19 protein-coding genes and 1 pseudogene are annotated in these 22,417 nt (G+C 69.4%); 12 read left to right on the forward strand and 8 right to left on the reverse strand.

The window, feature by feature from the left end; genetic code table 11:
• A pseudogene (locus tag AC07O8_RS04865) lies at positions 1-648 on the reverse strand (hypothetical protein); the annotation flags it as partial.
• 189 nt (positions 649-837) lie between these two features.
• On the opposite strand from AC07O8_RS04865, the gene AC07O8_RS04870 reads away from it, so the two are divergent.
• A complete protein-coding gene (locus tag AC07O8_RS04870; RefSeq protein ID WP_495046976.1) occupies positions 838-1,887 on the forward strand; it encodes a hypothetical protein in 1,050 nt (349 codons plus the stop codon).
• Positions 1,888-2,134: 247 nt separating this feature from the next.
• Here the strand turns inward: AC07O8_RS04870 and AC07O8_RS04875 are convergent, their stop codons facing one another.
• Entirely contained in the window at positions 2,135-2,953 is an 819-nt protein-coding gene (locus AC07O8_RS04875; RefSeq protein ID WP_495046977.1) for a hypothetical protein, read from the reverse strand.
• Between the two features lie 263 nt (positions 2,954-3,216).
• Between AC07O8_RS04875 and AC07O8_RS04880 the strand changes: the two genes are divergently transcribed.
• Positions 3,217-3,492 carry an AbrB/MazE/SpoVT family DNA-binding domain-containing protein gene (locus tag AC07O8_RS04880; RefSeq protein ID WP_495046978.1) on the forward strand — a complete coding sequence of 92 codons (276 nt, stop codon included), beginning with the start codon at positions 3,217-3,219 and terminating at the stop codon, positions 3,490-3,492.
• 124 nt (positions 3,493-3,616) lie between these two features.
• Here AC07O8_RS04880 and AC07O8_RS04885 read toward each other — a convergent pair whose 3' ends face one another.
• The 5 genes from AC07O8_RS04885 to AC07O8_RS04905 form a co-directional block, all read right to left on the reverse strand.
• On the reverse strand, positions 3,617-6,913 hold the full coding sequence (locus AC07O8_RS04885) for an error-prone DNA polymerase (RefSeq protein WP_495046979.1): 3,297 nt from the start codon (positions 6,911-6,913) through the stop codon (positions 3,617-3,619).
• Positions 6,906-8,321 carry a Y-family DNA polymerase gene (locus AC07O8_RS04890; RefSeq protein WP_495046980.1) on the reverse strand — a complete coding sequence of 472 codons (1,416 nt, stop codon included), beginning with the start codon at positions 8,319-8,321 and terminating at the stop codon, positions 6,906-6,908. The genes AC07O8_RS04885 and AC07O8_RS04890 overlap by 8 nt, the downstream gene beginning before the upstream one ends.
• Positions 8,272-9,126 carry a translesion DNA synthesis-associated protein ImuA gene (imuA, locus tag AC07O8_RS04895; RefSeq protein WP_495046981.1) on the reverse strand — a complete coding sequence of 285 codons (855 nt, stop codon included), beginning with the start codon at positions 9,124-9,126 and terminating at the stop codon, positions 8,272-8,274. Before imuA ends, AC07O8_RS04890 begins: the two co-directional genes overlap by 50 nt.
• Before the next feature lie 156 nt (positions 9,127-9,282).
• Complete coding sequence (locus AC07O8_RS04900) at positions 9,283-10,674, reverse strand: sensor histidine kinase (protein ID WP_495046982.1); 1,392 nt, start codon at positions 10,672-10,674, stop codon at positions 9,283-9,285.
• Positions 10,664-11,347, reverse strand: a complete 684-nt coding sequence (locus tag AC07O8_RS04905; protein WP_297525796.1) for a response regulator transcription factor — start codon at positions 11,345-11,347, stop codon at positions 10,664-10,666. The genes AC07O8_RS04900 and AC07O8_RS04905 overlap by 11 nt, the downstream gene beginning before the upstream one ends.
• A 402-nt stretch (positions 11,348-11,749) precedes the next feature.
• On the opposite strand from AC07O8_RS04905, the gene AC07O8_RS04910 reads away from it, so the two are divergent.
• From AC07O8_RS04910 to AC07O8_RS04920, 3 genes are all read left to right on the forward strand, one after another.
• The gene (locus tag AC07O8_RS04910) at positions 11,750-12,340 is read left to right on the forward strand and encodes a GNAT family N-acetyltransferase (RefSeq protein WP_297525797.1); all 591 of its coding nucleotides are present in this window, start codon (positions 11,750-11,752) and stop codon (positions 12,338-12,340) included.
• 211 nt (positions 12,341-12,551) lie between these two features.
• Positions 12,552-12,875: a hypothetical protein gene (locus AC07O8_RS04915; protein ID WP_495046983.1), complete on the forward strand. Its 324-nt coding sequence runs from the start codon at positions 12,552-12,554 to the stop codon at positions 12,873-12,875.
• A 66-nt stretch (positions 12,876-12,941) separates the two neighbouring features.
• Positions 12,942-13,307: a hypothetical protein gene (locus AC07O8_RS04920; RefSeq protein ID WP_495046984.1), complete on the forward strand. Its 366-nt coding sequence runs from the start codon at positions 12,942-12,944 to the stop codon at positions 13,305-13,307.
• Here AC07O8_RS04920 and AC07O8_RS04925 read toward each other — a convergent pair.
• The gene (locus AC07O8_RS04925; RefSeq protein WP_495047599.1) at positions 13,237-13,893 is read right to left on the reverse strand and encodes a Crp/Fnr family transcriptional regulator; all 657 of its coding nucleotides are present in this window, start codon (positions 13,891-13,893) and stop codon (positions 13,237-13,239) included. The genes AC07O8_RS04920 and AC07O8_RS04925 overlap by 71 nt on opposite strands.
• A 281-nt stretch (positions 13,894-14,174) precedes the next feature.
• On the opposite strand from AC07O8_RS04925, the gene AC07O8_RS04930 reads away from it, so the two are divergent.
• The 7 genes from AC07O8_RS04930 to AC07O8_RS04960 all read left to right on the forward strand — a co-directional run bounded on the left by AC07O8_RS04930 (position 14,175) and on the right by AC07O8_RS04960 (position 22,414).
• Positions 14,175-15,167, forward strand: coding sequence for a hypothetical protein (locus AC07O8_RS04930; protein ID WP_495046985.1), 993 nt, complete (start codon positions 14,175-14,177; stop codon positions 15,165-15,167).
• A 148-nt stretch (positions 15,168-15,315) separates the two neighbouring features.
• Entirely contained in the window at positions 15,316-17,262 is a 1,947-nt protein-coding gene (locus AC07O8_RS04935) for an AMP-dependent synthetase/ligase (protein WP_495046986.1), read from the forward strand.
• Positions 17,262-18,059, forward strand: coding sequence for an ABC transporter ATP-binding protein (locus tag AC07O8_RS04940; RefSeq protein ID WP_495046987.1), 798 nt, complete (start codon positions 17,262-17,264; stop codon positions 18,057-18,059). Before AC07O8_RS04935 ends, AC07O8_RS04940 begins: the two co-directional genes overlap by 1 nt.
• 36 nt (positions 18,060-18,095) lie before the next feature.
• Complete coding sequence (locus tag AC07O8_RS04945; RefSeq protein WP_495046988.1) at positions 18,096-19,025, forward strand: branched-chain amino acid ABC transporter permease; 930 nt, start codon at positions 18,096-18,098, stop codon at positions 19,023-19,025.
• 34 nt (positions 19,026-19,059) lie between these two features.
• Complete coding sequence (locus AC07O8_RS04950) at positions 19,060-20,124, forward strand: branched-chain amino acid ABC transporter permease (protein WP_495046989.1); 1,065 nt, start codon at positions 19,060-19,062, stop codon at positions 20,122-20,124.
• Positions 20,125-20,209: 85 nt separating this feature from the next.
• The gene (locus tag AC07O8_RS04955) at positions 20,210-21,529 is read left to right on the forward strand and encodes an ABC transporter substrate-binding protein (RefSeq protein WP_495046990.1); all 1,320 of its coding nucleotides are present in this window, start codon (positions 20,210-20,212) and stop codon (positions 21,527-21,529) included.
• Positions 21,530-21,562: 33 nt separating this feature from the next.
• Positions 21,563-22,414 (forward strand): ABC transporter ATP-binding protein, encoded by an 852-nt coding sequence (locus AC07O8_RS04960; protein WP_495046991.1) that lies wholly within the window; start codon positions 21,563-21,565, stop codon positions 22,412-22,414.
• Positions 22,415-22,417: the final 3 nt, after the last annotated feature.

Genomic DNA, 22,417 nt, shown 5'->3' on the forward strand with positions numbered 1-22,417 from the left:
GTCGTCGCCCGGCGGCACGTGCGGCGCGGCCTGCTGCAGCGCGAGGCGCGCGGGATAGAGCTCGCCGCGGTCGAGCAGGTAGTCGGCGCGGGCGAGCGCTTCGGCGTAGGCCAGCGGGAGCAGCGGCGCGGCGGCCGGGGCGCGCACCGGGCGCTGCTGGCCGAGCCAGCGGGCGAGCGCCTCGCCGGTCGCAGGCTCGCCGTCGATCTCGAAGCGGCAGGTCGTCAGCAGTGGGGCGTTGAGCCAGAACGGGCCGCTGCTGCGGGCGCTGGCCTCGATCAGCGCGGCGAGCGCGCCGTCGTCCAGCAGGGCGAGCGCGCGCCAGACCTGGGTGCGATGCAGCTCGGCCATGCCGGCGATGCGCTCGCGCAGCTCGGCGCGCGAGCAGGGGCTGTCGACGCGCGCGAGGCCTTGCTCGTGCGCCTGCAGCAGCGCGGCGATCAGACGCGGCAGCAGGCGGCTGCGCAGCTCGGGCTGTCCATCGATGCGCAAGCCTTGCGGCAGCAGTTGGACGCGATGCGTGGGCAGGCCGACGGCGGACGCGGCAGCAGGGGCAGCAGCGGCAGAGGCAGCAGCAGCAGTAGGAGCAGCAGCAGCAGCGGCCGGGGCCGGGGCCGGGGCGCGGGCGGGAGCAGGGGGCGCAGTCATCGGTGGCGCATTCTGCGCCGCGCGCGTTCACGGTGTGACGACGTTGGCGTAACGGGCGTTACGCACGCGGGTTACGGAGGGTCGCGGCGGGTCGCGGCGGATTGCGGCGGGCTCGTCGGGACGCTGGGTAACGAAACGTCAGGCCCGCCCCTTGCCTGTAGCTCTGCATCACAACTCGAGGGGACTGCCATGGTGGCAAAGAATGAGGCCTGGTATCCAGGTGAGACCGGCGTGGACGGGGTCGTCGCGCCCCGCGCGTCGAATTCCGCGGTGTCGTGGGGCGCGGTGCTGGCCGGGGCGACGGCCGCGGCGGCGCTGTCGCTGATCCTGCTGCTGCTGGGGGCGGGACTGGGGCTGTCCGCCGTGTCGCCCTGGGCCAATGACGGTGCGAGCGCCGCGGCGCTGGGCGTGGCGGGCATCGTGTGGCTGGCCTTCACGCAACTCGCGGCCTCGGGCCTCGGCGGTTATCTCGCCGGGCGGCTGCGGGTCCGCTGGCGCGATACCGACGCCAACGAGGTCCATTTCCGCGACACGGCGCACGGGATGTTGTCCTGGGCCGTGGCCACCTTGTTCACGGCTGCCGTGCTGACCGCCTCGGTCGGCGCGATCGCCGGGATCGGGGTGAAGGGTGCGGCGGTGGCGGCCGGAACGGCGGCCACCGGGGCAGCGGCTGCGACGGGCGCGGCCGCGACGGCCGCCGATGCGTCCGGCGCGAAGGACGGTGCCTCCGGCCCATCGGCCCGGACCGCGCTCGGCAGCGGTGACTTCGGCTATTACGTGGACACGCTGCTGCGTCCCTCGGCCACCGCATCGACAACCACCGCGCCGGCGCCGTCCGCAGCGCCCGCCGGGGCCAATCCGGCAACGCTGCGCGCCTGGCCGGATGCCTCGATGGTCCACGCGGACGAGCAATCGTCGGCATCGCTGAATCGTCTGCTGGTCCGTGCCGTGCGCGATGGCGGCACGCTGTCGCCGGATGACACGCGCGCCGCGGGACAACTGGTGGCGCAACGCACCGGCCTGACCCAGCCGGAAGCCGAACGGCGCGTCACCGAGACGCTGCAGAAGGCCCGCGCCGAGGCGCAAACCTTGGAGACGCGTGCACGAGAAGCCGCCGACGCCGCCCGCAAGACGGCGCTGACGACGGCGTTGTGGATGGTCGTCGCGCTGCTGATCGGCGCGTTCACCGCGAGCTTGCTGGCCACTGTCGGCGGCCGGCAACGCGACCTCATCGACTGAGACAAGGAGAACTCACATGCGATCGTTGCTGCTCTTTTTCCTGGGCGTCCCCATTCCCATCATCATCCTGATCGCCTTGATCCGGTAGTGACGGGAACGCGCGGGCCTCGGCCCGCGCGAGCGCGAGCAACGGCTTCGGCCCACGCGAGCGCAAGTAAAAAAAGCGGAGCTTCGGCTCCGCTTTTTTACTGTGTTGAATCGATGTCTAGGGGTCCGCGTCGGGTGCGCCTCACCGGGCGCTGGCGGCTCAGTTGGCCGGTCGGGCCGGTCGGGCCGCGAGCGCGGCCACCGCATCGGCGCTGTCGCCGTATCGCCGCCACGCGCCGGGTGCGTGGGACAGCCGATCCGCCACCACCTTGAGCACCGCGGGATTCCAGACCAGGCCGCAATGGCTGCCGTCGACCTCGACGTTCTCCACCATCGGATGATCCTCCGGTTGCACGCAGGCCTGCCAGGCGACGACGCCGTCGCTGCGGCTGTAGATCGAGGTGGTCGGCACTTGCGGCGCGGCGATGAGGCGCGACTTGAAGTCGTCGTCGAGCACCGGCAGCGCGCCGTTGACCCAGCGGTAGATGAGGCTGACGTTGGTCTGGGTCGCCTCGCCGGTGATCGGCGTGCCGATGGTGATGACCTGCCGCACCGGCAGCGAGATGCGCTTGGCGATCTCGCGCGCGTAGATGCCGCCCAGGCTCCATCCCACCAGCGAGACCGGCTGGGACTGTCCGGCGACGAGCAGTTCGATGTCGGCCGCGAGCGTGTCGAGCCACAGGTCGATGTCGCCGGTCGGACCGGTGTTGATGCCCCGTCCCCAGTCGCGCGCCGCGTAGCCGAGTCCGTGGCAGAAACCCACCAGCGGCGCGATCGACTGCGCGTCGGCGGCGAGGCCGGGGAACACGATGACGGGATGGCCGTCGCCGGGCGGATGGCCGCTGCGGTCCATCATCCGGCAGCTCGCATATTCCATGGCGGCGCGCAGCGGCTCGATGCCGAGCAGGGCCCAGGACGGGGAACAGATGACCGGTGCCGGCACGGGCATCGCATCGGGAAGGGCGGCGATCTTCTTCATGGTCTTGAGGCCGCCTTTCCGGCATGACCTGGGAGGTCGGCGGCGAGGTCGGCAGAAGGACAGTTGAACCGATCTTTCCGCAAGCCGCATTGCATGGGGATCCCCACAAGGACGCATGTCATCGTCGGACGGGGCCTACATCAGGGGGAGGTCCGGCGATCTCTCCCACCTTTGACGGAAGTCAGGGGGAGAGACGGTTTTTCGGAAGCATCGAGGGCTAGTCTTTCAGCCCTTCATGTTCGCAAAGGCCAGGGGTACCGCAGATGAAAGACTTAGTCGAAGTTCCACCGATGACTGTGTCGAGCCGCCGGAAGATCACCATGGATCGTGAGGTGCTTGAGCATCTCAACGTCAAGCCCGGAGGGCAGTTGGAGGTCTACCTCATGTCCCGTGGCCGTTGCGTGATCAGGGCCGCCCGCACCGGCGATATCCGGGACTTCATCGGGTTCCTTGCACACAAGCCGCGCCGGGTAGAAGGGGATGTCTCTATCGGGGACATGAACGAAGCCATCGAGAAGATGTGGGGCAGTGAGCCGTGAGGGTGTCCCTGGACACCAATGTGCTGATTCGCATGGTGGTGGAGGACGACTTGACGCAGACACCCGCTGCGCGGAAGTTGTTCTCGACCGCCGAGGCGGTCGCTATCGGTGTGTCTTGCCTTTGTCAATGAAAATCCCGGCTCTCCGTCCTCAGCCGCCCCAGCATCGGGGTCAGGTCTTCCAGGTGTCCGGCGATGAGGTTGCGCACCTCGCCGCTGCGCTGCCACTTGCCCTTCACCGCCATCAGCCGCGAATGCAGCATGACGTGGCGCTGCCGCTGCCACAGCGCGCGGTGGACGATGACCTGGATGTCGCCGGTCTCGTCCTCGAGCGAGATGAAGATCGTGCCCTTGGCCGTCGCCGGCTGCTGCTTGACGGTCACGATGCCGCAGCCGCGCGCCGGTCGGCCGTCGGGCAACTCGTTCAGTTCCTCCGCCGACATCCAGCGCTGTTCGCGCAACAGCGACCGCAGCAGCGACAGCGGATGGCGGCGCAGCGTCAGGCCCAGCGAGGCGTAGTCGAAAACGATCTCCTCGCCCTCCGGCGCCTGCGGCAGTGCGAGGAAGTCCTCCTGCACCGGCGCCGACGCCAGCAGCGGCGGCGGCGCGTGCTGCGCGGCCGCGTCCCACATCTGCTGGCGGCGGTGCCCGCTGATGCTGGTCAGCGCATCGCCTGCGGCCAGCATCGTCATCTGCTGCTGGTTCAACCCGGTGCGACGCGCCAGATCCTCCGCGTCGTTGAAGGGGCCGTTCCGACGCTCCCGGCAGATCAGTCCCGCCGAGGCCTGCTGCAAGCCCTTGACCAGCCGCAATCCCAATCGCACCTTCACCGGCGCCGCGTCGGCCGCCAACGCTTCCTCCGCGTCGAGGAAGGGGTCGCCGTCATCCTCCACGACGATGCCGTCCTCGTCCAGCGGCAACGCGTCGATCGTGTCGGCCGCCGCGCCGCGCTGCGTCGGCCGGATGACGCGACCATCCGCGCGCTCCAGCGTGCAGTCCCAGTCGCTGTGCATCACGTCGGGCGGTAGCACCTCCACACGCTGCTTCCCGACGCCCTGGCGTCTGGCCTCCTGCACCAGCTGACTCGGCGAATAGAACCCCAGCGGCTGCGCGTTCAACAGCCCCGCCAAGAACTCCGCCGGGTGATGGCGTTTCAACCAGCTGCTCGTGTAGACCAGCAGTGCGAACGAGGCCGCATGCGACTCCGGAAAACCGTACTCCGAGAAGCCCTTGATCTGCTCGAAGATCTGCTCGGCGAAGGACACCGGATAGTCGCGTTCCCGCATCCCGTCGATCAGCTTCTCGCGGTATTTCTCCAGGCTGCCCTTGCGCTTCCACGCGGCCATCGAGCGGCGGAGATCGTCGGCCTCCCCGCCGGTGAAACCGGCGGCGATCATCGCGATCTGCATCACCTGCTCCTGGAACACCGGGATGCCCAGCGTGCGTTCCAGGACGGACTCCAGCCCCGGCGGATAAACGACGGGCTCCAGTTCCTGCCGGCGCTGCAGGTAGGGATGCACCATGCCGCCCTGGATCGGCCCCGGTCGCACGATCGCGACTTCGATGACCAGGTCGTAGAAGTTCTTCGGCTTCAATCGCGGCAGCATGCTGCGTTGCGCGCGGCTCTCGATCTGGAACACGCCGATGGTCTCGGCGCGCTGGATCATCCGGTAGGTCTCATCGTCCCCGTCCGGGATGTCCTTCAGCTCGAACGGATAGCGCTGGCGCTTGCCGACGAAGTCCAGCGTCTTGCGGATCGCCGTCAGCATGCCCAGCCCCAGCACGTCGACCTTGAGCAGCCCCACCGCGTCGAGGTCGTCCTTGTCCCACTCGATGACGGTGCGGTCGGGCATCGACGCGTTCTCCACCGGCACCATGCGCGTCAGCGGCCCGTGCGTCAGCACGAAGCCGCCCGGGTGTTGCGACAGGTGCCGAGGGAAGCCCAGCAGCTCCGAGGTGATCTCGACCAGTTGACGCACCGCGAGGTCGTCGGCCTCGAGCCCGGACTCGCGCAGCCGCTCCGCATCGATCGTCTGGCCGTCCCACCACTGGTGGTTGCTGCACAGCGTGTCCAGCACCTCGGGCTCGAAGCCCAGCGCCTTGCCGACGTCGCGCAGCGCGCTCTTCACGCGGTAGGAGATCACCACCGCCGCCAGTGCCGCGCGCTCGCGGGTGTACTTGCGGTAGAGGTACTGGATGACCTCCTCGCGGCGCTCATGTTCGAAGTCGATGTCGATGTCCGGCGGCTCGTTGCGCTCCTTGCTGATGAAGCGCTCGAACAGCACCTGCGTCCGGTCCGGGTCGACCTCGGTCACATGCGTGCAGAAGCAGACGATGGAGTTGGCCGCGCTGCCGCGACCCTGGCACAGGATGCCCTGCGAGCGCGCGAAGTGGACGATGTCGGCCACCGTCAGGAAGTAGTGCTCGTAACCCAGGTCCTCGATCAGCGCGAGTTCGCGCTCGATCTGCTCGCTGGCCGCGGCCGGAATGCCCGCCGGCCAGCGCCGGCCCGCGCCTTCGTAAGTGATCCGCCGCAGATGGCTGGCCGGCGTCTCGCCGTCGGGCACGACCTCGGACGGGTAGTGGTAGCGCAGTTCGTCGAGGCTGAAATCGCAGCGCTCGATCACGCGCAGCGTCTCGGCGAGGAGCTCGGCCGGGAAGCTGAGCGCCAGACGGCCGCGGTGGCGCAGGTGCCGCTCCGCGTTGCGGTCCAACGCCTGGCCGCAGTCGGTCAGCGGCTTGCCCAGCCGGGTCGCGGTCAGCACGTCCTGCAGCGGCTTGCGGCTGCGCACATGCATGGTCACGTCGCCGACAGCCACCAGCGGGATCTCGGTCAGCGCGCCGGCCTCGCGCAGGCGCAGCAGGCGGATCTCGTCGTCGGCATGCTGGGGCTGGTCGATGCCCAGCCAGCAACGCCCGGTGAAGCGCGACAGCAGCCAGCGCGCCATGGACAGCAATTGCGCCGGCGTGGCATGCCGGTCCGGGCAGGCGATCACGACGCAGTCGTCCAGCGTCTGCGGGCCGATGTCGGCGAGCGTGCAGCGGTAGGTGCCTTTTTCGGACGAGCGCCGCAATCGCGAGATGAACTGGCACAGGTTGCCGTAGCCGTTGAGGCTGCAGGCCAGCACGACCAGCGTGAACCGGCCCTCGTCTTCCGGGTCCGGGTCCGGGCCGGGTTCAATGAGGAACTGGCTCCCCACCAGCAGCGTCATCCCATGCTGCTTCGCGGCCACGTGCGCACGCACCATGCCGGCCATGCTGCATTCGTCGGTGACCGCGAGCGCGGCGTAGCCGAGCTCCTTGGCGCGCTCGACCAGTTCCTCCGGCCAGCTCGCGCCCTTCAGGAAACTGAAGTTGCTGAGGCAGCGCAGCTCGGCGTAAGCGGGGAGCGCCGAGCCCTCCGGGGCGGCGGCATCAGGCATACATCCCGTGGAGGTACCACGCCTCGACGGCAGGCTTGTCGTCGCCCTCGTTCCCCACCGCGGTCAACCGTTGCTGATAGACGGCGAGGACGCCGGCGTTCTCGTTGACGGCGATCCAGTAGTCGCGGGTGACCTGGCGATGATGTTGCTCCTGCTGGTCCGTGGCGGGTACGCGGTCCCACCAGCCGCCTTCGACGCGGTCCGGGCCGATCAGCAGGGTCAGCGGGCCCTGGTAATGCGGCCGGTGGTCGCGCACCGCCAGCCGCAGCGGCGGATCGAGCAGGAAGGCGGGTTCCGGGACGTCCGGCGCGCGCACCGCCGCGTGACGGCCCCGGTGGCCCTGGCGACGCGACGGGGTCCGGCCGTCGCCGCAGGTCCGCCAGCGCGTCATCCATTCGGGCCGGTGATCGTCGGCGAGCACGGGCTGCAGCACGCGCTCCGGCCCGAGCCGCGCGGCGATGCGCTCCAGCGTCAGGTAGAGCGTCTCGCCGGTGCGCACGACGTCGGGGAGCAGGGAGCCGCTGTCCTCGACCAGCGCCTGCACGCCGACCGCTTCCAGCCTCAACTCGCCGACCGGCGCCAGCAGCTGGGTCTTGGCCAGGTGCTCGGCCATCAGCCGGCAGAAGTGTTCGAGCTCGCGGATCGGTTCGGCCGTGCGCACCGTGAGGCAACCGCCTTCGCCGGCGTCCTTGGCGCGCATCGAGTCGTGCACCCAGTGCAGCGTGACGCCGGTGGCGCCGGCGTGGCGCGCGGCCAGCCAGCCGCACAGCCGCATCAGCAGCGGGCGCACGCCCAGCAGCAACGCGGGCGCGTGGTCCTCGCGGCTGGGCAGTTCGACACGGGCGTGAAAATCCTCGGGCAGGGCGACCCAGGCGTGCGCCTCGGGCCGCAGCCCGTAGGCCTGGTCCAGCATCGTCAGCAGCGCCGCGCCGAAGCGCCGGCTGATGCCGCCGCGCGGCAGCGCCCGCAACTGGCCCAGCGTGTTGATGCCGGCGCGGCTCAGCGGCTCGGCGTGTTCCGCGCCGGCGCTGAGCGTCTGCAGCGGCAGCGGGTCCAGCACCGCCTGCAGCAGGCGTCCACCGAGGTCGAGCACGCCGCAACGCGCCAGCACCAGCGCGGCCGTGGCCGACGGCGCCCAGCCGATGCCGACGGCGCCCAGGTCGGGCGCCTCGTCGCTCAGGCGCGCCTTCAACGCGGGCAGGCCCCGGAACAGGCGCAGGCTGGCCTCGACCTCCATCACCACGGCGTCCTCCATCAAGGCCACGCGCGGCGTGAACTGCAGGCACCACACCGCGAGCCCCGCCTGCGTCTCCGCGCAGACCCCCCAGGGATGCGGCGGCGGCGCGGTCGCCGGGTCCTCAAACGGCGCCGGCGGACGAGGCGGCAGGATCAGCGCGACCCACAACATGGGAGAACTCCGGGAACAGGGCGAGCGCGACGGGCTCGCGCGGGGACAGGGCAGCGGCGTCGGCGGACGCGTCGGCCTCCACGACCGGGGCCCAAACCGACGCAGGGCCCGACGCAGGGGCCGGCGCAGGGGCCGGCACGGGCACCGGGGCGACCGGGCGCATCGTGCTGGGCTGCATGACGCGCGGCGTCAGCACGCGCTCGAGCCCGCCGGGGATCGAGGCCAGCCGCAGCGGGGTCTCGTGCGCGGGGCCCTTGCGCTTGAGGATCTGGACGTCCAGGGCCCAGTCGACGGCGATCGTCGCCAGCACGCGCAGCGGGGCCGGTGACGGGTCATGGCGCGCCGACAACGGCCGGAACAGGAACACCGGCCCTTCGAACGACTGCGCCAGCACCTGCAGCCGCCGCAACTGCTCGGGCGCGGCCTGCGGCATCCAGGCCAGCACCGCGCCGGCGGCGTTGGACTTGATCAGTTGTTCGGCGCACCAGAGCCGCTCGGACGGCGCGCGGGCATCGATCCAGACGAGGTGCCGCTCGTCCAGCCCCAGGTGCATCAGTCCGGGCAGGTGAGGGCGCTTGGGCGGTCCGACCATCGCCACCGCGGCGCCGTCAGCGACGACGCGTCGCAACGCCGGTCCCGCCAGCCGCCATTCGGCCAGCGAGAACTGCGGCAGCAGCACTTCGGTCAGCTGGCGCCCGGGCCAGCCGCCGCCCGGCAGTTCGGCATCGAGCGCGTCGAAGCCGCTCGGCCAGACGGTGTCGGTGCCGCGCCCCAGTTCGTCGCCACGCCAGAGCGCGTCGGCCACGGCCGGCGGGAGCGGTAGCGGGAGCGGGACAAGGGGGGTGGAGAGGGGAGACATGGTGGTCGTCGTCGGAGACAGAAACGCCGGTCGAGCAACCGGCGTTGAGTGACTGTATGTGCATACAGTATAGGGCGACGACGCTCCCCGTCCAGGGCTGTTTCAAGCCAGGTGGGCGGAATCTCCGGACTGGCCTCTCGGCAACGGGGCGGCTGCGGGCGAAGCGGGGAAAGTCAGGACGAATCGCGTCCCTCCCCGGCCCGGCGCCTCCAGGCTGACGGTCCAGCCCAGGTGCTCGGCGACGCGCTTGACGATCGCCAGGCCCAGGCCCGCGCTGCCGGCACCGGCCGGGTCGACCTGCATGAAGCGGTCGAAGATCCGGTCGCGCACGGCCGGCGGGATGCCGATGCCGGTGTCCTCGATGACCACGCGGCCGGCCTCGAGCCGGATGTCAACGCGACCCTCGTCGGTGAACTGGCAGGCGTTGCGGATCAGGTTGCCCAGCGCGATGGCCGCGAGCTCGGGCCGCGCGGGCACTTCCAGGCCGGCGTCGGCGGGCGCGGCGTGCAGCGTCATCTCGACCGCCTTGCCCTTGAGCAGCGGCCGGCAGCGCTCCATCTCCTGGCGCAGCAGCGGCAGCAGCGCGGTCGGCGGCGCGCCGATGCTGGCCGGGTCGCGCGACAGCAGCAGCATCGCGACGACGCGCTCGCTGGTGTCGGCCGCAGTGCGCCGGATGCGCTCGGCCAGCTCGACCATGTCGTCGCGGCCGTGCAGGCGCGCCTTCAGGATCTCCGCGGCGCCCAGCATGACCGCCAGCGGCGTGCGCAGCTCATGGCTGACGTCGCCGGTGAACCAGCGCTCGCGGTCCAGGTAGCGCTGCTGGGCCTCGGTCTTGGCCGCGAACGCGCGCGACAGCACGCCCAGTTCGTCGGTGGAGTCCAGCAGCGGGTATTCGCGCGGCGCGGCGTCGGTCTCGACCGCGCGGGCCAGCGCGGTCACCGGCGCGACGATGCGGCTCGCGGTCAGCTGCGCCAGGAACAGCGCCAGGCCCAGGCAGCACACGAAGGCCAGACCGAGCAGGCCGTAGACGCCGGCCTCGATCTTGGCGAAGTCCTCGTCGCGGTCGGTCAGCACGAAGACCGTCCCGAGGTCGTCGCGGACCAGCGCGGTGAAGGTGGCGTCTTCCTGCGGCAGCGTGTACTTGCCCGGCGGCTTGCCGCGCAGCGCCGGCGGGATCGCATCGCCCTTGTAGAGCGTGACGCTGGGCGGCAGGTCGGCTTCCAGGCCCTGCTTCTCGCGGGCGATGAGCTCGTCGGCGGTGCGGTCCAGGCGCTGGTCGACGAGGCGGTCCTCGATGCTGGAGGCGATGCGCACCGCGGCGACCGCGAAGGCGCCGCAGACCAGCAGCGTCAGCAGCAGGAAGGCGGCGGCCACGCGCGTGCGCAGCGTGGTGGGCGCGGCCTTCGTGCGGCCGGCGCCGCGGGGGGGGTCGCGTGGGGGGGCGCGTTGGATGTCGCGTGGATCGCCGAGACCGTGCCGCGGCTCATCCCGCATCGGGCGACACCAGCCGGTAGCCGATGCCCGGGTGGGTCTTCAGCAGCGGGACGGGGAAGGGCTTGTCCAGCGCCGCGCGCAGCGCGTGGATGTGGGTGCGCAGCGCGTCGCTGTCGGGCGGGTCGTTGCCCCAGACCTCGCGCTCGAGGTCTTCGCGGCGGACCAGCTTGGGCGCCTCGCGCAGCAGCGCGGACAGCAGCTTGTAGCCGGTGGGCGTCAGCTGCAGCGGCTTGCCGGCGCGGGTGGCCTCCAGCGTGTCGGGGTCGAAGTTGACGTCCGCGTAGCTGACCGCCGAGCTGAGGTTCAGGCCGTGCGAGCGCCGCATCAGCGCCTTGAGCCGGATCTCCAGCTCGACCAGCGAGAAGGGCTTGACGAGGTAGTCGTCGGCGCCGCTCTCGAAGCCGGTGACCTTGTCGGCGATGGTGTCGCGGGCGGTCAGCATGAGGATGGGGGTGGGGCGCCTGAAGTCCTTGCGCAGGCGCCGGGCGACGTCCAGGCCGTCCAGGCCGGGCAGGGTCAGGTCCAGCACGATCGCGTCGTAGGAGCCGGCGGCGGCTTGCGCCAGGCCGCCCAGGCCGTTGCGGGCCACGTCCAGCGCGTAGCCCATCGGCTCGAGGTAGGCGAACAGGTTGGCGACGATGTCCGGGTTGTCTTCGATGACCAGCAGCTTCATCACGTGGCTCTCGTTCCTGCGGCGCCGTGCGCCGCGTCGTCCTGGGGGACGGGTCCTGGAGGGAAGGAGTTCCCCCCGTCGGGGCCCGCGGATGTGAGGAATGCTATGCGAGCGAGGCCCTCCCGACCTGTCCGCGGGCTGTCGGCAGGGCCCCTGTGAGGGGCATCGCCCGGGATTGGGGCGAACAGCGGGCCATTACCGGGCCATCGCCGGGTGATCAACGGGTGATCAACGGGTGATCAACGGGTGATCAACGGGCGATTGGCGCGCACGGAGTTCAAAGCTTCTGCGGTTCCTTGCGCTTCGTCACGTTTCGTGACGCAAGTCCGGGCCTGTCACCGACCGCTCGGTCGACGCTGCACTTGAAATCCGGCTTTGGCGCATAATTTGCGGGTTAACCCTATGCTTGCGCCCTTCATCTCCATCCCCGCCGTCGAGCGGCTCACCGCGACCCGCCGGCTGAGCTTGCGTCCGCCTGCCGCAGCGGATGCCCGCAGCTTCCGCGACCTGCTGACCGATCCCGCGAACCGACGGTTCGACGCGGGCGGCCCGGCCGCGTCCGAGCGGCTGGAGCACTGGCGCGCGCTGTGGACGCGCGACGGGCTGGGACCGTGGGCGGTGGCGCTGAGGGAGCAGCCCTCGCTGGGCGCGATCGGATTCGGCGGACTGAGCCGGGGCCGCATCTGCGGCGTACCGGCGCTGCTGCTGGAGTTCCACTTCCTGTCCGATCACTGGGGCCGGGGTTACGCGGCGGAGATGGCGACGGCGGCGCTGGCGCTGGCCTTCGACAGCCTGCATGCGACGTCGGTGCACGCGCTGCTGGCGCCGGGCAACACGGCGGCGCGCAAGACGCTGGAACGGGTCGGCCTGCGCTTGACCGGCTCCGTCGCCGACTGCCCGGGCGAGGCCGCCAGCCTGCTCTACGAGATCAACGCCGGGCAGTACGCGGCCCTGCCGCAAGAGCCGCCGGAAGCGACGCCGTTCGGGGCGTGATCGGGCGCGCCGCGGCGCGTGCCAGGTGTTGCCTTCCACCCCTTTGGGTGGTTCGGCCTACTCGCATGTTTGACACCTGCACGAAGCTGCACATCTTTCGGTCATGGAAGCAAGTCCGAGTGGCGGATGCAATGAGATCGTCCCATTGACCTGAGTCATGGGACGAAGACGGTCATGTCGATCGCGCTTCTCAACTCAACGAGAGACTTCAATGACGACTTTCCATGCGTCCACATCCCTTGAAACGCCATCCAGCAACGCAGCTGCGCTGGCGGAAGGCATGCAGCCATTGACTGCGGAGGAGATGGATCAGGTTCATGGCGGCTTCGGACCCGCAGGCGCTGTCGCAGGTGCGGTTGGCGCAGGCGTGGGCACCTATCTGACTGGAGGAAACGCTGGCCAGATCGCTGCATCCGCTCTCTTCGGGGGCGTTGCGGGCTTCTTCGGTGGCGTGGGCCTGTACGCGAGCTCGGCGGCAGTCGCCGCGATGGGGGCGTACGCGACAAGTGGTTCGCACGCCTTCTCGAAGCGTTGATGGATCGATGAACGGCCGGGGCGTTCAACCACGCCCCGGCTCTTCCCTCTTCCTTCAACGCCCACCATGAAAAACTTCGACATCCAGTTCTTCTTCAACTCGATCGTCTTCATCTTCGTGATGACGCGTCATGCGGACTTCCTGGCTTCAGCAGGGGGCCGTCTTCAATTGATCGGATTCCTGGCGATCGTCTTCGGTCTCAACGCCGCTCTCAACCTGGACCGGTTTTCTCTGGCCGAAGCCGTGCTGAGGGCAACAGGCAACGCGGCGATCATCGCGGCGTGTGTGTTCGGGCTGGCGTTCTACAACGGGCGACGTCGCGCGAAGGAGGATGCCGAGAGGTCGTCGGGCGATGCCGGCGCTACTGCTGCGGATAGACCCGCAGCCCCGCCAGGTCGAGCACCCGGAGTCCGCCGTACTCCACGGCGATGAGGCGTTGCTCCTGCAGGTGGCGCAGGGCCTCGTTGACGCGCTGGCGCGAGAGTCCCACCAGGTGCCCCAACTCCTGCTGCGTGATGCGCAGCAGCCCGTTCACGCCGGGGTAGAGCTGCGGGTGGAACAGCGCCGCCAGGTTGCGCGCCACGCGCAGGTCGGGGTCGCTCTGGCGGTCGATCTCGCGCGCGGCGATGAACTGTCCCAGGCGCTCGTTGAGCTGGTTGAGCACATAGCGGTTGAACGCGAGGCTGGTCCCCAGCAACTCGTGGAAACTCTCCAGCGGCAAGCCCGCGACCACGCTGCGCCGCAGCGCCTGGATGTTGTAGCGGTAGGCCTCCCGCTTGAGCAGCGTGCCTTCGCCGAACCAGCCCCCCGGCGGCACCCCCGTGAAGGTGACCTGCCGCGCCGCCGCATCGTCGTTGCTCATCTTCAGCAGACCGTCGATGACACCGAACCAGTAGTTGGCCTCGCGCCCGATGCGGCAGATCCGCTCGCCGACCTCGACCTCCGCCACCTGGATGCTGGAAGCGACGCGCTCGCGCAACTCGGGCTCGATCGCCTTCAGCCAGGGAATGGCGCCCATCTCCTGCGCGCTCGCAGCCCGTGCGCGCAACCGGATCGGCTGCGTCGGCACGGCCCCGGCGTGGGGCGGCTGCAGGGCCGCGGGCGGGGGGGAGCCCGGCGCGGCGTGGACAACGGTGTCGGTGGTCGGGGCCATCCCCCGTTCATCGCGCCTGTGCATGACACGAACCTGACGCGATGCCCTGGGGGAAACACGGAGCAGGAACCCGTGTGACAACCTCGCCCACTAGCGCAGCTTCCTACTTTTTGACGTGTGACGCGATGTTTTCTCCAGTAACGACGATGCATTCTTTTCCAATGGCTGCTTGCCCCACCATCCCGGTCAGCTGCTGGACGCCGGAGGACCAGCTTGCAAAGGATCAGTACAACGCCGAGGTCCGCTCGCAGTTGAATGAACTGACCACGCAGACTGAAACGCTGCTCGATCGGCACGCCACGAAGCTGCTCGCGTCCCCCGCGGAACTCCGGCTCGCGATCAAGGAGCAGGCCCACCACCTGCGAACGATCAAGGAGACGGTCGACCGTCTCATGAAGGGGGGGCATGGCGGTCTCAAGTTCTTCTTGGCCAGGGCCGGGGTATTGCTGAAGGCGGCGCAGGAATCGCGAAGCGAAGATCCCGTCGCGCAGACGGAGCGGCTGCGCGGCTATCTCGAAGAAATGATGTCCTTGAGCGATGACGTGATGTCGCTCGTCGTCAAGGACTTGACCTGCGACGGCCGCGAAATGGGATCGATGTGCCCGAATGAGATCGCCATTCCGCGGAACGCTGTCCAGGTCGGCATGTCGATGAGTGCCATGGTGTGGCGCTGCAGGGAGAAGGGCCACCGCGAGATGTTGGAACTGAGCAGTTCGTCTTTCGGGCAGTGGTACTCGGATCTGAAGAACCCGGACTCTCTGGCCGCCTTGCAGAAGCGCTTGCGAGACCTGTGTGACGGCATTCAACGCGCCGAATCCCACACCGCGCCTGCCTGGGGAGAGAAGGCCCTGACCGTCGCGCCAGGGCTGCGACCGGCGGCCGATCGCCAGGCACGGCGCGACGCGATCACGCAGATGGGACAACCAGAGCCTGTTGAGCCCCATGTCGCGGAGACGCTGACACTGCAAGAGCGCATCGACCGCGCGGTGCAGGCGGCCGCCGTCCTGCAACGGCCGAAACAACAACCGACTGTCGTTCGCGAGGCGCCGGAGGCCGCCGCACTGCCTGATCTCTTCCGATACCTGCGGTCCGTGGGCACGCACTGGACACGTCGACCCCAGGAGGGAACGCCCGTCTGATCCGGGAAAACGCTCCCCCGAACTCTCCCTAGGAATGTCGTCGCGATGACAACACGACGTCAATGGGCCGGCCTACAGTCGGCGCAACCCCGCGGCCAGAGCGCCTCCATCAGAGACGGCGACAGCGGGGAGCACAAAGGAGACGACGGTGGAGCAGACCTTCCCCCGCCTGCTGCTCGATCACGCCGCCCAGCGCCCCCATGCGCCGGCGCTGCGCGAGAAGGAGCTCGGCATCTGGCAGACGCTTGACTGGGCGGCGCTGGCGGCGCTCGTGCGCGACCTGGCGCACGGCTTCGCTGCCGCCGGCATGACGCGCGGCCAGCACCTCGTCGTGATCGGCGAGAACCGGCCCCGGCTCTATGCCTCGATGCTCGCCGCGCAGTCGCTGGGCGCGATCCCCGTGCCGCTGTACCAGGACGCGGTCGCGGCCGAATTCGCCTTCCCGCTGCAGAACGCGGAGGTCGCCTTCGCCGTCGTCGAGGACCAGGAACAGGTCGACAAGCTGCTCGAGATCCGCGAGCAATGCCCCGCGCTGCGGCGCATCTGGTTCGACGACCCCCGCGGCCTGCGGCATTACGCCGCCGACGGCCTGGCCTCGATCGACGGCCTGTGCGACGACGGCCGCGCGCATGCGCTGCGGCACCCCGGCTGGTTCGAGCGCGAGGTCGAGACCGGCCGCGCCGGCGACGTGGCGGCGATGTTCTTCACCTCCGGCACCACCGGCCATCCGAAGGGCGTGGTGCACACGCACACCTCGCTGATCGACCGCGCCCAGGCCGGCGCGCGCTTCGACAAGCTGACCGCCGACGAGGAGGTCCTCGCCTACCTGCCCTGCGCCTGGATCGGCCAGAACGTCTTCAGCTACGCGCAGTGGCTGGCCTGCGGCTACGTCGTCAACTGCCCGGAGTCGGCGGGCACCGTCAGCATCGACCTCAAGGAGATTGGGCCGACCTACTACTTCGCGCCGCCGCGTGTCTTCGAGGGCCTGCTCACCAGCGTCATGATCCGCATGGAGGACGCCGGCGCGCCCAAGCGCTGGCTGTTCGCGAAGGCGATGGCGCTGGCCCACCGCGTCGGCCCGGCGCTGATGGACGGCCAGCCGGTCGACGCCTGGGAACGCTTCAAGTACCGGCTCGGCGACCTCGCGATCTACGGCCCGCTGCGCAATGCGCTGGGCTTCTCGCGGGTGCGCGTGGCCTACACGGCGGGCGAGGCGATCGGGCCGGATCTCTTCAGCTTCTACCGCTCGATCGGCATCAACCTGAAGCAGCTCTACGGCTCGACCGAGACCGCCGTCTTCGTCTGCCTGCAGCCGGACCACGAGGCGAAGTCCGACACCGTCGGCGTGCCCATCGACGGCGTCGAGATCAGGCTCGCGGACAACGGCGAGATCCTGGTGCGTTCGCCCGGCCTGCTCCAGGGCTACTACAAGAACCCGGAGGCGACGGCCGAGGTGCTCGGCGCCGACGGCTGGTACCGGACCGGCGACGCGGGCTTCCTCGACGCGGGCGGCCATCTGAAGATCATCGACCGCGCCAAGGACGTGGGCCGCCTGCGCGGCGGCGCCCACGACGGCGAGATGTTCGCGCCCAAGTACGTCGAGAACAAGCTGAAGTTCTTCGCCTTCATCAAGGAGGCGGTGGCCTTCGGCGACGGACGGGACCACGTCTGCGCCTTCGTCAACATCGACTTCGAGGCCGTCGGCAACTGGGCCGAGCGTCGCAACCTCGCCTACGCCGGCTACACCGATCTCGCCGGCAAGCCCGAGGTGCTGGCGCTGATCAAGGACTGCGTCGAGAAGGTCAACGCCGACCTCGCGCAGGACGAGCGGCTGGCCGGCAGCCAGATCACGCGTTTCCTGGTGCTGCACAAGGAGCTCGATGCCGACGACGGCGAGCTCACCCGCACGCGCAAGGTCCGTCGCGGCGCGATCGCGGACAAGTACGCGGTGCTGATCGACGCGCTCTACGTGGGCAAGGCGTCGCAGTACATCGAGACGGCGGTCCGTTTCGAGGACGGCCGCAGCGGCAGCGTCAGCGCCGACCTGCGCATCGAGGAAGCCGCCACCTTCACGCACACCCGGAGGGCCGCCTGATGAGCGCACGGCGCATCGGCGACACGATCCTCGAGGTCGAGCGCATCTCGCTGTCCTTCGGCGGCGTGAAGGCGCTCAACGACATCAGCTTCGACGTCCGCGAGCACGAGATCCGGGCCATCATCGGCCCCAACGGCGCCGGCAAGAGTTCGATGCTGAACTGCATCAACGGCGTGTACCAGCCGCAGCAGGGCGACATCCGCTACCGCGGCGAGGACGTGCGGAAGTGGCGCCCGCACACGCGGCTTCGCCGCATGGCCGAGCGCGGCGTCGCGCGGACCTTCCAGAACCTCGCGCTGTTCAAGGGCATGAGCGTGCTGGACAACATCATGTCCGGCCGCAACCTGCACATGAAGCGCAACCTGCTGTGGCAGGCGCTGCGGCTCGGCCCGGCGGCGCGCGAGGAGATCGAGCACCGCGAGAAGGTCGAGCGCATCATCGATTTCCTCGAGATCCAGGCGCATCGCAAGACGCCTGTCGGCGGCCTGTCCTACGGGCTGCAGAAGCGCGTCGACCTGGGCCGCGCGCTGGCGATGGAGCCCAAGGTGCTGCTGCTCGACGAACCGATGGCCGGCATGAACGTCGAGGAGAAGCAGGACATGTGCCGCTTCATCCTGGACGTCAACGACGAGTTCGGCACGACCATCGTCCTGATCGAGCACGACATGGGCGTGGTGATGGACATCAGCGACCGCGTCGTGGTGCTGGACTACGGGAAGAAGATCGGCGACGGCACGCCCGACGAGGTGCGCGCCAATCCCGAGGTGATCCGCGCCTACCTCGGCGCGGGCGAGTGACGGCAGGAAGCAGCAGAGAGCAGACAGGACAACATCATGGGCTTCTTCCTTGAAACCGTCTTCGGCGGGCTGATGGCCGGCATGCTGTACGCGCTGGTCGCGCTGGGCTTCGTGCTGATCTTCAAGGCCTCCGGCGTCTTCAACTTCTCGCAGGGCGCGATGGTGCTGTTCGCGGCGCTGGCGATGGCGCGCTTCGCCGAATGGTTCCCGCAGTGGCTCGGCTTCGAGAGCCTGCTGCTGGCCAACGCGCTGGCGCTGGTCGCCGCCGCGGCCTGCATGGTCGTCGTCGCCTGGCTGGTCGAGCGGCTGGCGCTGCGGGGCCTGGTCAACCAGCCGGCGATCACGCTGCTGATGGCGACGCTGGGCATCAGCTACTTCCTCGACGGCGCCGGCCAGCTGCTCTTCGGCAGCGCGACCTACAAGATCGATGTCGGCCTGCCGAAGGACCCGTTGTTCGTGCTCGAGGACAGCTTCCCCGGCGGCCTGCTGCTCAACAAGGAAGACCTGTACTCGGCCGTGATCGCCGCGGCGCTGGTGGCGCTGCTGTCGCTGTTCTTCCAGAAGACCCGCACCGGCCGCGCGCTGCGCGCGGTCGCCGACGACCACCAGGCCGCGCAGTCCATCGGCATCCCGTTGTCGCGCATCTGGGTGATCGTCTGGTCCGTCGGCGGCCTGGTCGCGCTGGTGGCCGGGATCATCTGGGGCAGCAAGCTGGGCGTGCAGTATTCGATCTCGCTGGTCGCGCTGAAGGCCTTCCCGGTCGTCATCCTCGGCGGGCTGACCTCGGTGCCGGGCGCCATCGTCGGCGGGCTGATCATCGGCGTCGGCGAGAAGCTGTCGGAGATCTACCTCGGCCCCACCGTCGGCGGCGGCATCGAGAACTGGTTCGCCTACGTGCTCGCGCTGGGCTTCCTGCTGGTGCGGCCGCAAGGCCTCTTCGGCGACAAGATCATCGATCGCGTCTGAGTGCCCGCTCGACGACCGATCAAGGAGACGATCCGTGTTCTATCGTGAAAACGGCCAGTTCAAGGCCTCCTACCGCGCGGACCTGGCGCTGTTCCCGGTCGCGCAGGACCGGCGGGCGGTGCTCGCGCTGGCGCTGATCGCCTTCGTCGCCGTGCCCTGGCTGGCGAGCGACTACACCTTCCGCGCGGTGCTGATCCCCTTCCTCGTGCTCTCGCTCGCGGCGCTGGGCCTGAACGTGCTGGTCGGCTACTGCGGGCAGATCTCGCTGGGCACCGGCGCCTTCATGGCCGTCGGCGCCTACGCGGCCTACAACCTGCAGGTGCGCATCGAGGGCATGCCGCTGCCGCTGTCGCTGATCGGCGGCGGCCTGGCGGCGACGGTCTGCGGCGTGATCTTCGGCCTGCCGAGCCTGCGCATCCGCGGGCTCTACCTCGCGGTCGCGACGTTGGCGGCGCAGTTCTTCATCGACTGGTTCACCAACCGCGTGCCGTGGGTGACGAACAACTCGTCGTCGGGCTCGGTGAGCGTCGGCACGCTGCAGCTCTTCGGACTGCCGCTGGAGACGCCGGCGCAGCGCTACCTGCTGTGCCTGTCGCTGGTGGTCGTGTGCGGCATCCTGACCAAGAACCTGGTGCGCGGCGCCATCGGCCGCGAGTGGATGGCGATGCGCGACATGGACGTCGCCGCCGCCGTCATCGGCATCCGGCCGGTGCACGCGAAGCTGACGGCCTTCGCGGTCAGCAGCTTCATCGTCGGCGTGGCCGGCGCGCTGTGGGGCTTCGTGCACCTGGGCGCGTGGGAGCCGGCGGCCTTCGGCATCGACAAGTCCTTCCAGCTGCTGTTCATGATCATCATCGGCGGGCTGGGCTCCATCGTCGGCAGCTTCTTCGGCGCCGCCTTCATCGTGCTGCTGCCGCTGCTGCTCAACCGCGTGCCCCACTGGCTGGGCCTGCCGCTGTCGACGGCCACGGCCTCGCACCTGGAGCACATGATCTTCGGCGCGCTGATCGTGTTCTTCCTCATCGTCGAGCCGCACGGGCTTGCGCGGCTCTGGTCTACGGCGCGCCAGAAGCTGCGCCTGTGGCCGTTCCCCCACTGATCCCCGATCGATCCAGCGTCGATCGCGCATTGAGTCCACGAGATTTCAAACCGCACCGCAGAGTGCACCATCAGGAGACGACACCATGAGCTTGAAGACCCTGGCGCGTGGCGCGCTATCCCTCGCGGCACTGGCGGGCGCGTTGCTGCCCGTCGCCGCGCAGGCGCAGGCGGCCAATGAGCAGTTCATCCCGCTGCTGGTGTACCGCACCGGCCAGTTCGCACCGCTGGGCATGCCCTGGGCGGACGGCAAGCAGGACTACCTGAAGCTGATCAACGCGCGCGACGGCGGCGTCAACGGCGTCAAGCTCGCCTTCGAGGAATGCGAGACCGCGTACGACGCCGCCAAGGGCGTCGAGTGCTACGAGCGCCTGAAGGGCAAGGGCGGTGGCGCGTCCGGCTTCGACACCCAGTCCACCGGCATCACCTTCGCGGTGACGGACAAGGCCATCGTCGACAAGGTCGTCGTCGAGACGCCGGGGTACGGGCTGTCGCAGTCTGCCGACGGCACGGTCTTCGAATGGAATTTCCCGCTGCTGGGCACCTACTGGACCGCCGCCGACGTGATGCTGCAGGACATCGCGAAGAAGGAGAAGGGCTCGCTCAAGGGCAAGAAGATCGCGCTGGTCTATCACGACAGCCCCTACGGCAAGGAACCGATCCCGCTGATCCAGAAGCGCGCCGCGGCCGAAGGCTTCGAGGTGCTGCTGTACCCGGTCACGCCGCCCGGGGTCGAGCAGAAGTCGACCTGGCTGCAGATCCGCCAGCAGCGGCCCGACTACGTGCTGTTCTGGTCCGCTGGCGTGATGACGCCGGCCGGCATCCGCGAGGCGCAGGCCAGCGGTTACCCGCGCGAGAAGATCTATGCGATCTGGTGGGCGGGCTCGGACCACGATGTCAAGGACATCGGCGCCGGCGCCAAGGGCTACAACGCAATCACGCTGCACAACAGCTCGGCCAAGGACAAGGTCCATGACGAGCTGAAGAAGTTCGTCTACGACAAGGGCCAGGGCACCGGTCCGGCCACCGGTCTCGGCGCGATCGCGCACACGCGGGGCATGATGATCTCGATGCTGCAGGTCGAGGCGATCCGCACTGCGCAGGAGAAGTTCGGCAAGGGCAAGGTCATGACGCCCGAGCAGGTGCGCTGGGGCTTCGAGAACCTGAACCTGAGCGCGGACCGGCTCAAGGCGCTGGGCTTCGGCGAGGTCATGCGGCCGGTGCAGACCAGCTGCGCCAACCACATGGGCACGGACTGGGCGCGCATCGTCCAGTGGGACGGCGCGAAGTGGAACCTCGCGTCCGACTGGTACCAGTCGGACAAGACCCACATCGATCCGCTGGTCAAGGAGTACGCCGCCAAGTACGCCAAGGACAAGAACCTGAAGCCGCGCAGCTGCGGTTGAACGTCGTCTGAACCCTGCCTGAGCACGACCGCCATGCAAGCCACCTCCGTTCCTTCCACCGCCGCGCCGGCCGGCGTGGCGGCGCCCGCGCTGCTCGACGTCAACGGCATCGAGGTCATCTACCACCACGTGATCCTGGTGCTCAAGGGCGTCTCGCTGCGCGTGCCCGAAGGCGCGGTGGTGGCCCTGCTCGGCGGCAACGGCGCCGGCAAGACCACGACGCTGCGGGCGGTCTCCAACCTGCTCGCGGGCGAACGCGGCGAGGTCACCAAGGGCTCGATCGAGCTGCGCGGCGAGCGCATCGAGCGGCTCACGCCGGCGGACCTCGTGCACCGCGGCGTGGTGCAGGTGATGGAGGGGCGGCATTGCTTCGCGCACCTGACGATCGAGGAGAACCTGCTCACCGGCGCGTACACGCGCACCGACGGCAAGGCCGCCGTGGCCCGGACGCTGGAGAAGGTCTACGCCTACTTCCCGCGCCTGAAGACGCGGCGGAGCTCGCAGGCCGCCTACACCTCGGGCGGCGAGCAGCAGATGTGCGCGATCGGCCGGGCGCTGATGGCCGATCCGAAGATGGTGCTGCTGGACGAGCCCTCGATGGGTCTGGCGCCGCAGATCGTCGAGGAGGTCTTCGAGATCGTGCGCGACCTCAACCGCAAGGAACGCACGACCTTCCTGCTGGCGGAGCAGAACACCAACATGGCGCTGCGCTACGCCGACTACGGCTACATCCTCGAGAACGGCCGGGTCGTCATGGACGGCCAGGCCCAGGCGCTGCGCGACAACGAGGACGTGCGCGAGTTCTACCTCGGCATGGGCGGCACCGACCGCAAGAGCTTCCGCGACGTGAAGAGCTACAAGCGCCGCAAGCGCTGGCTGGCCTGAATT

The organism is Roseateles sp. GW821-FHT09G09, from assembly GCF_059415965.1.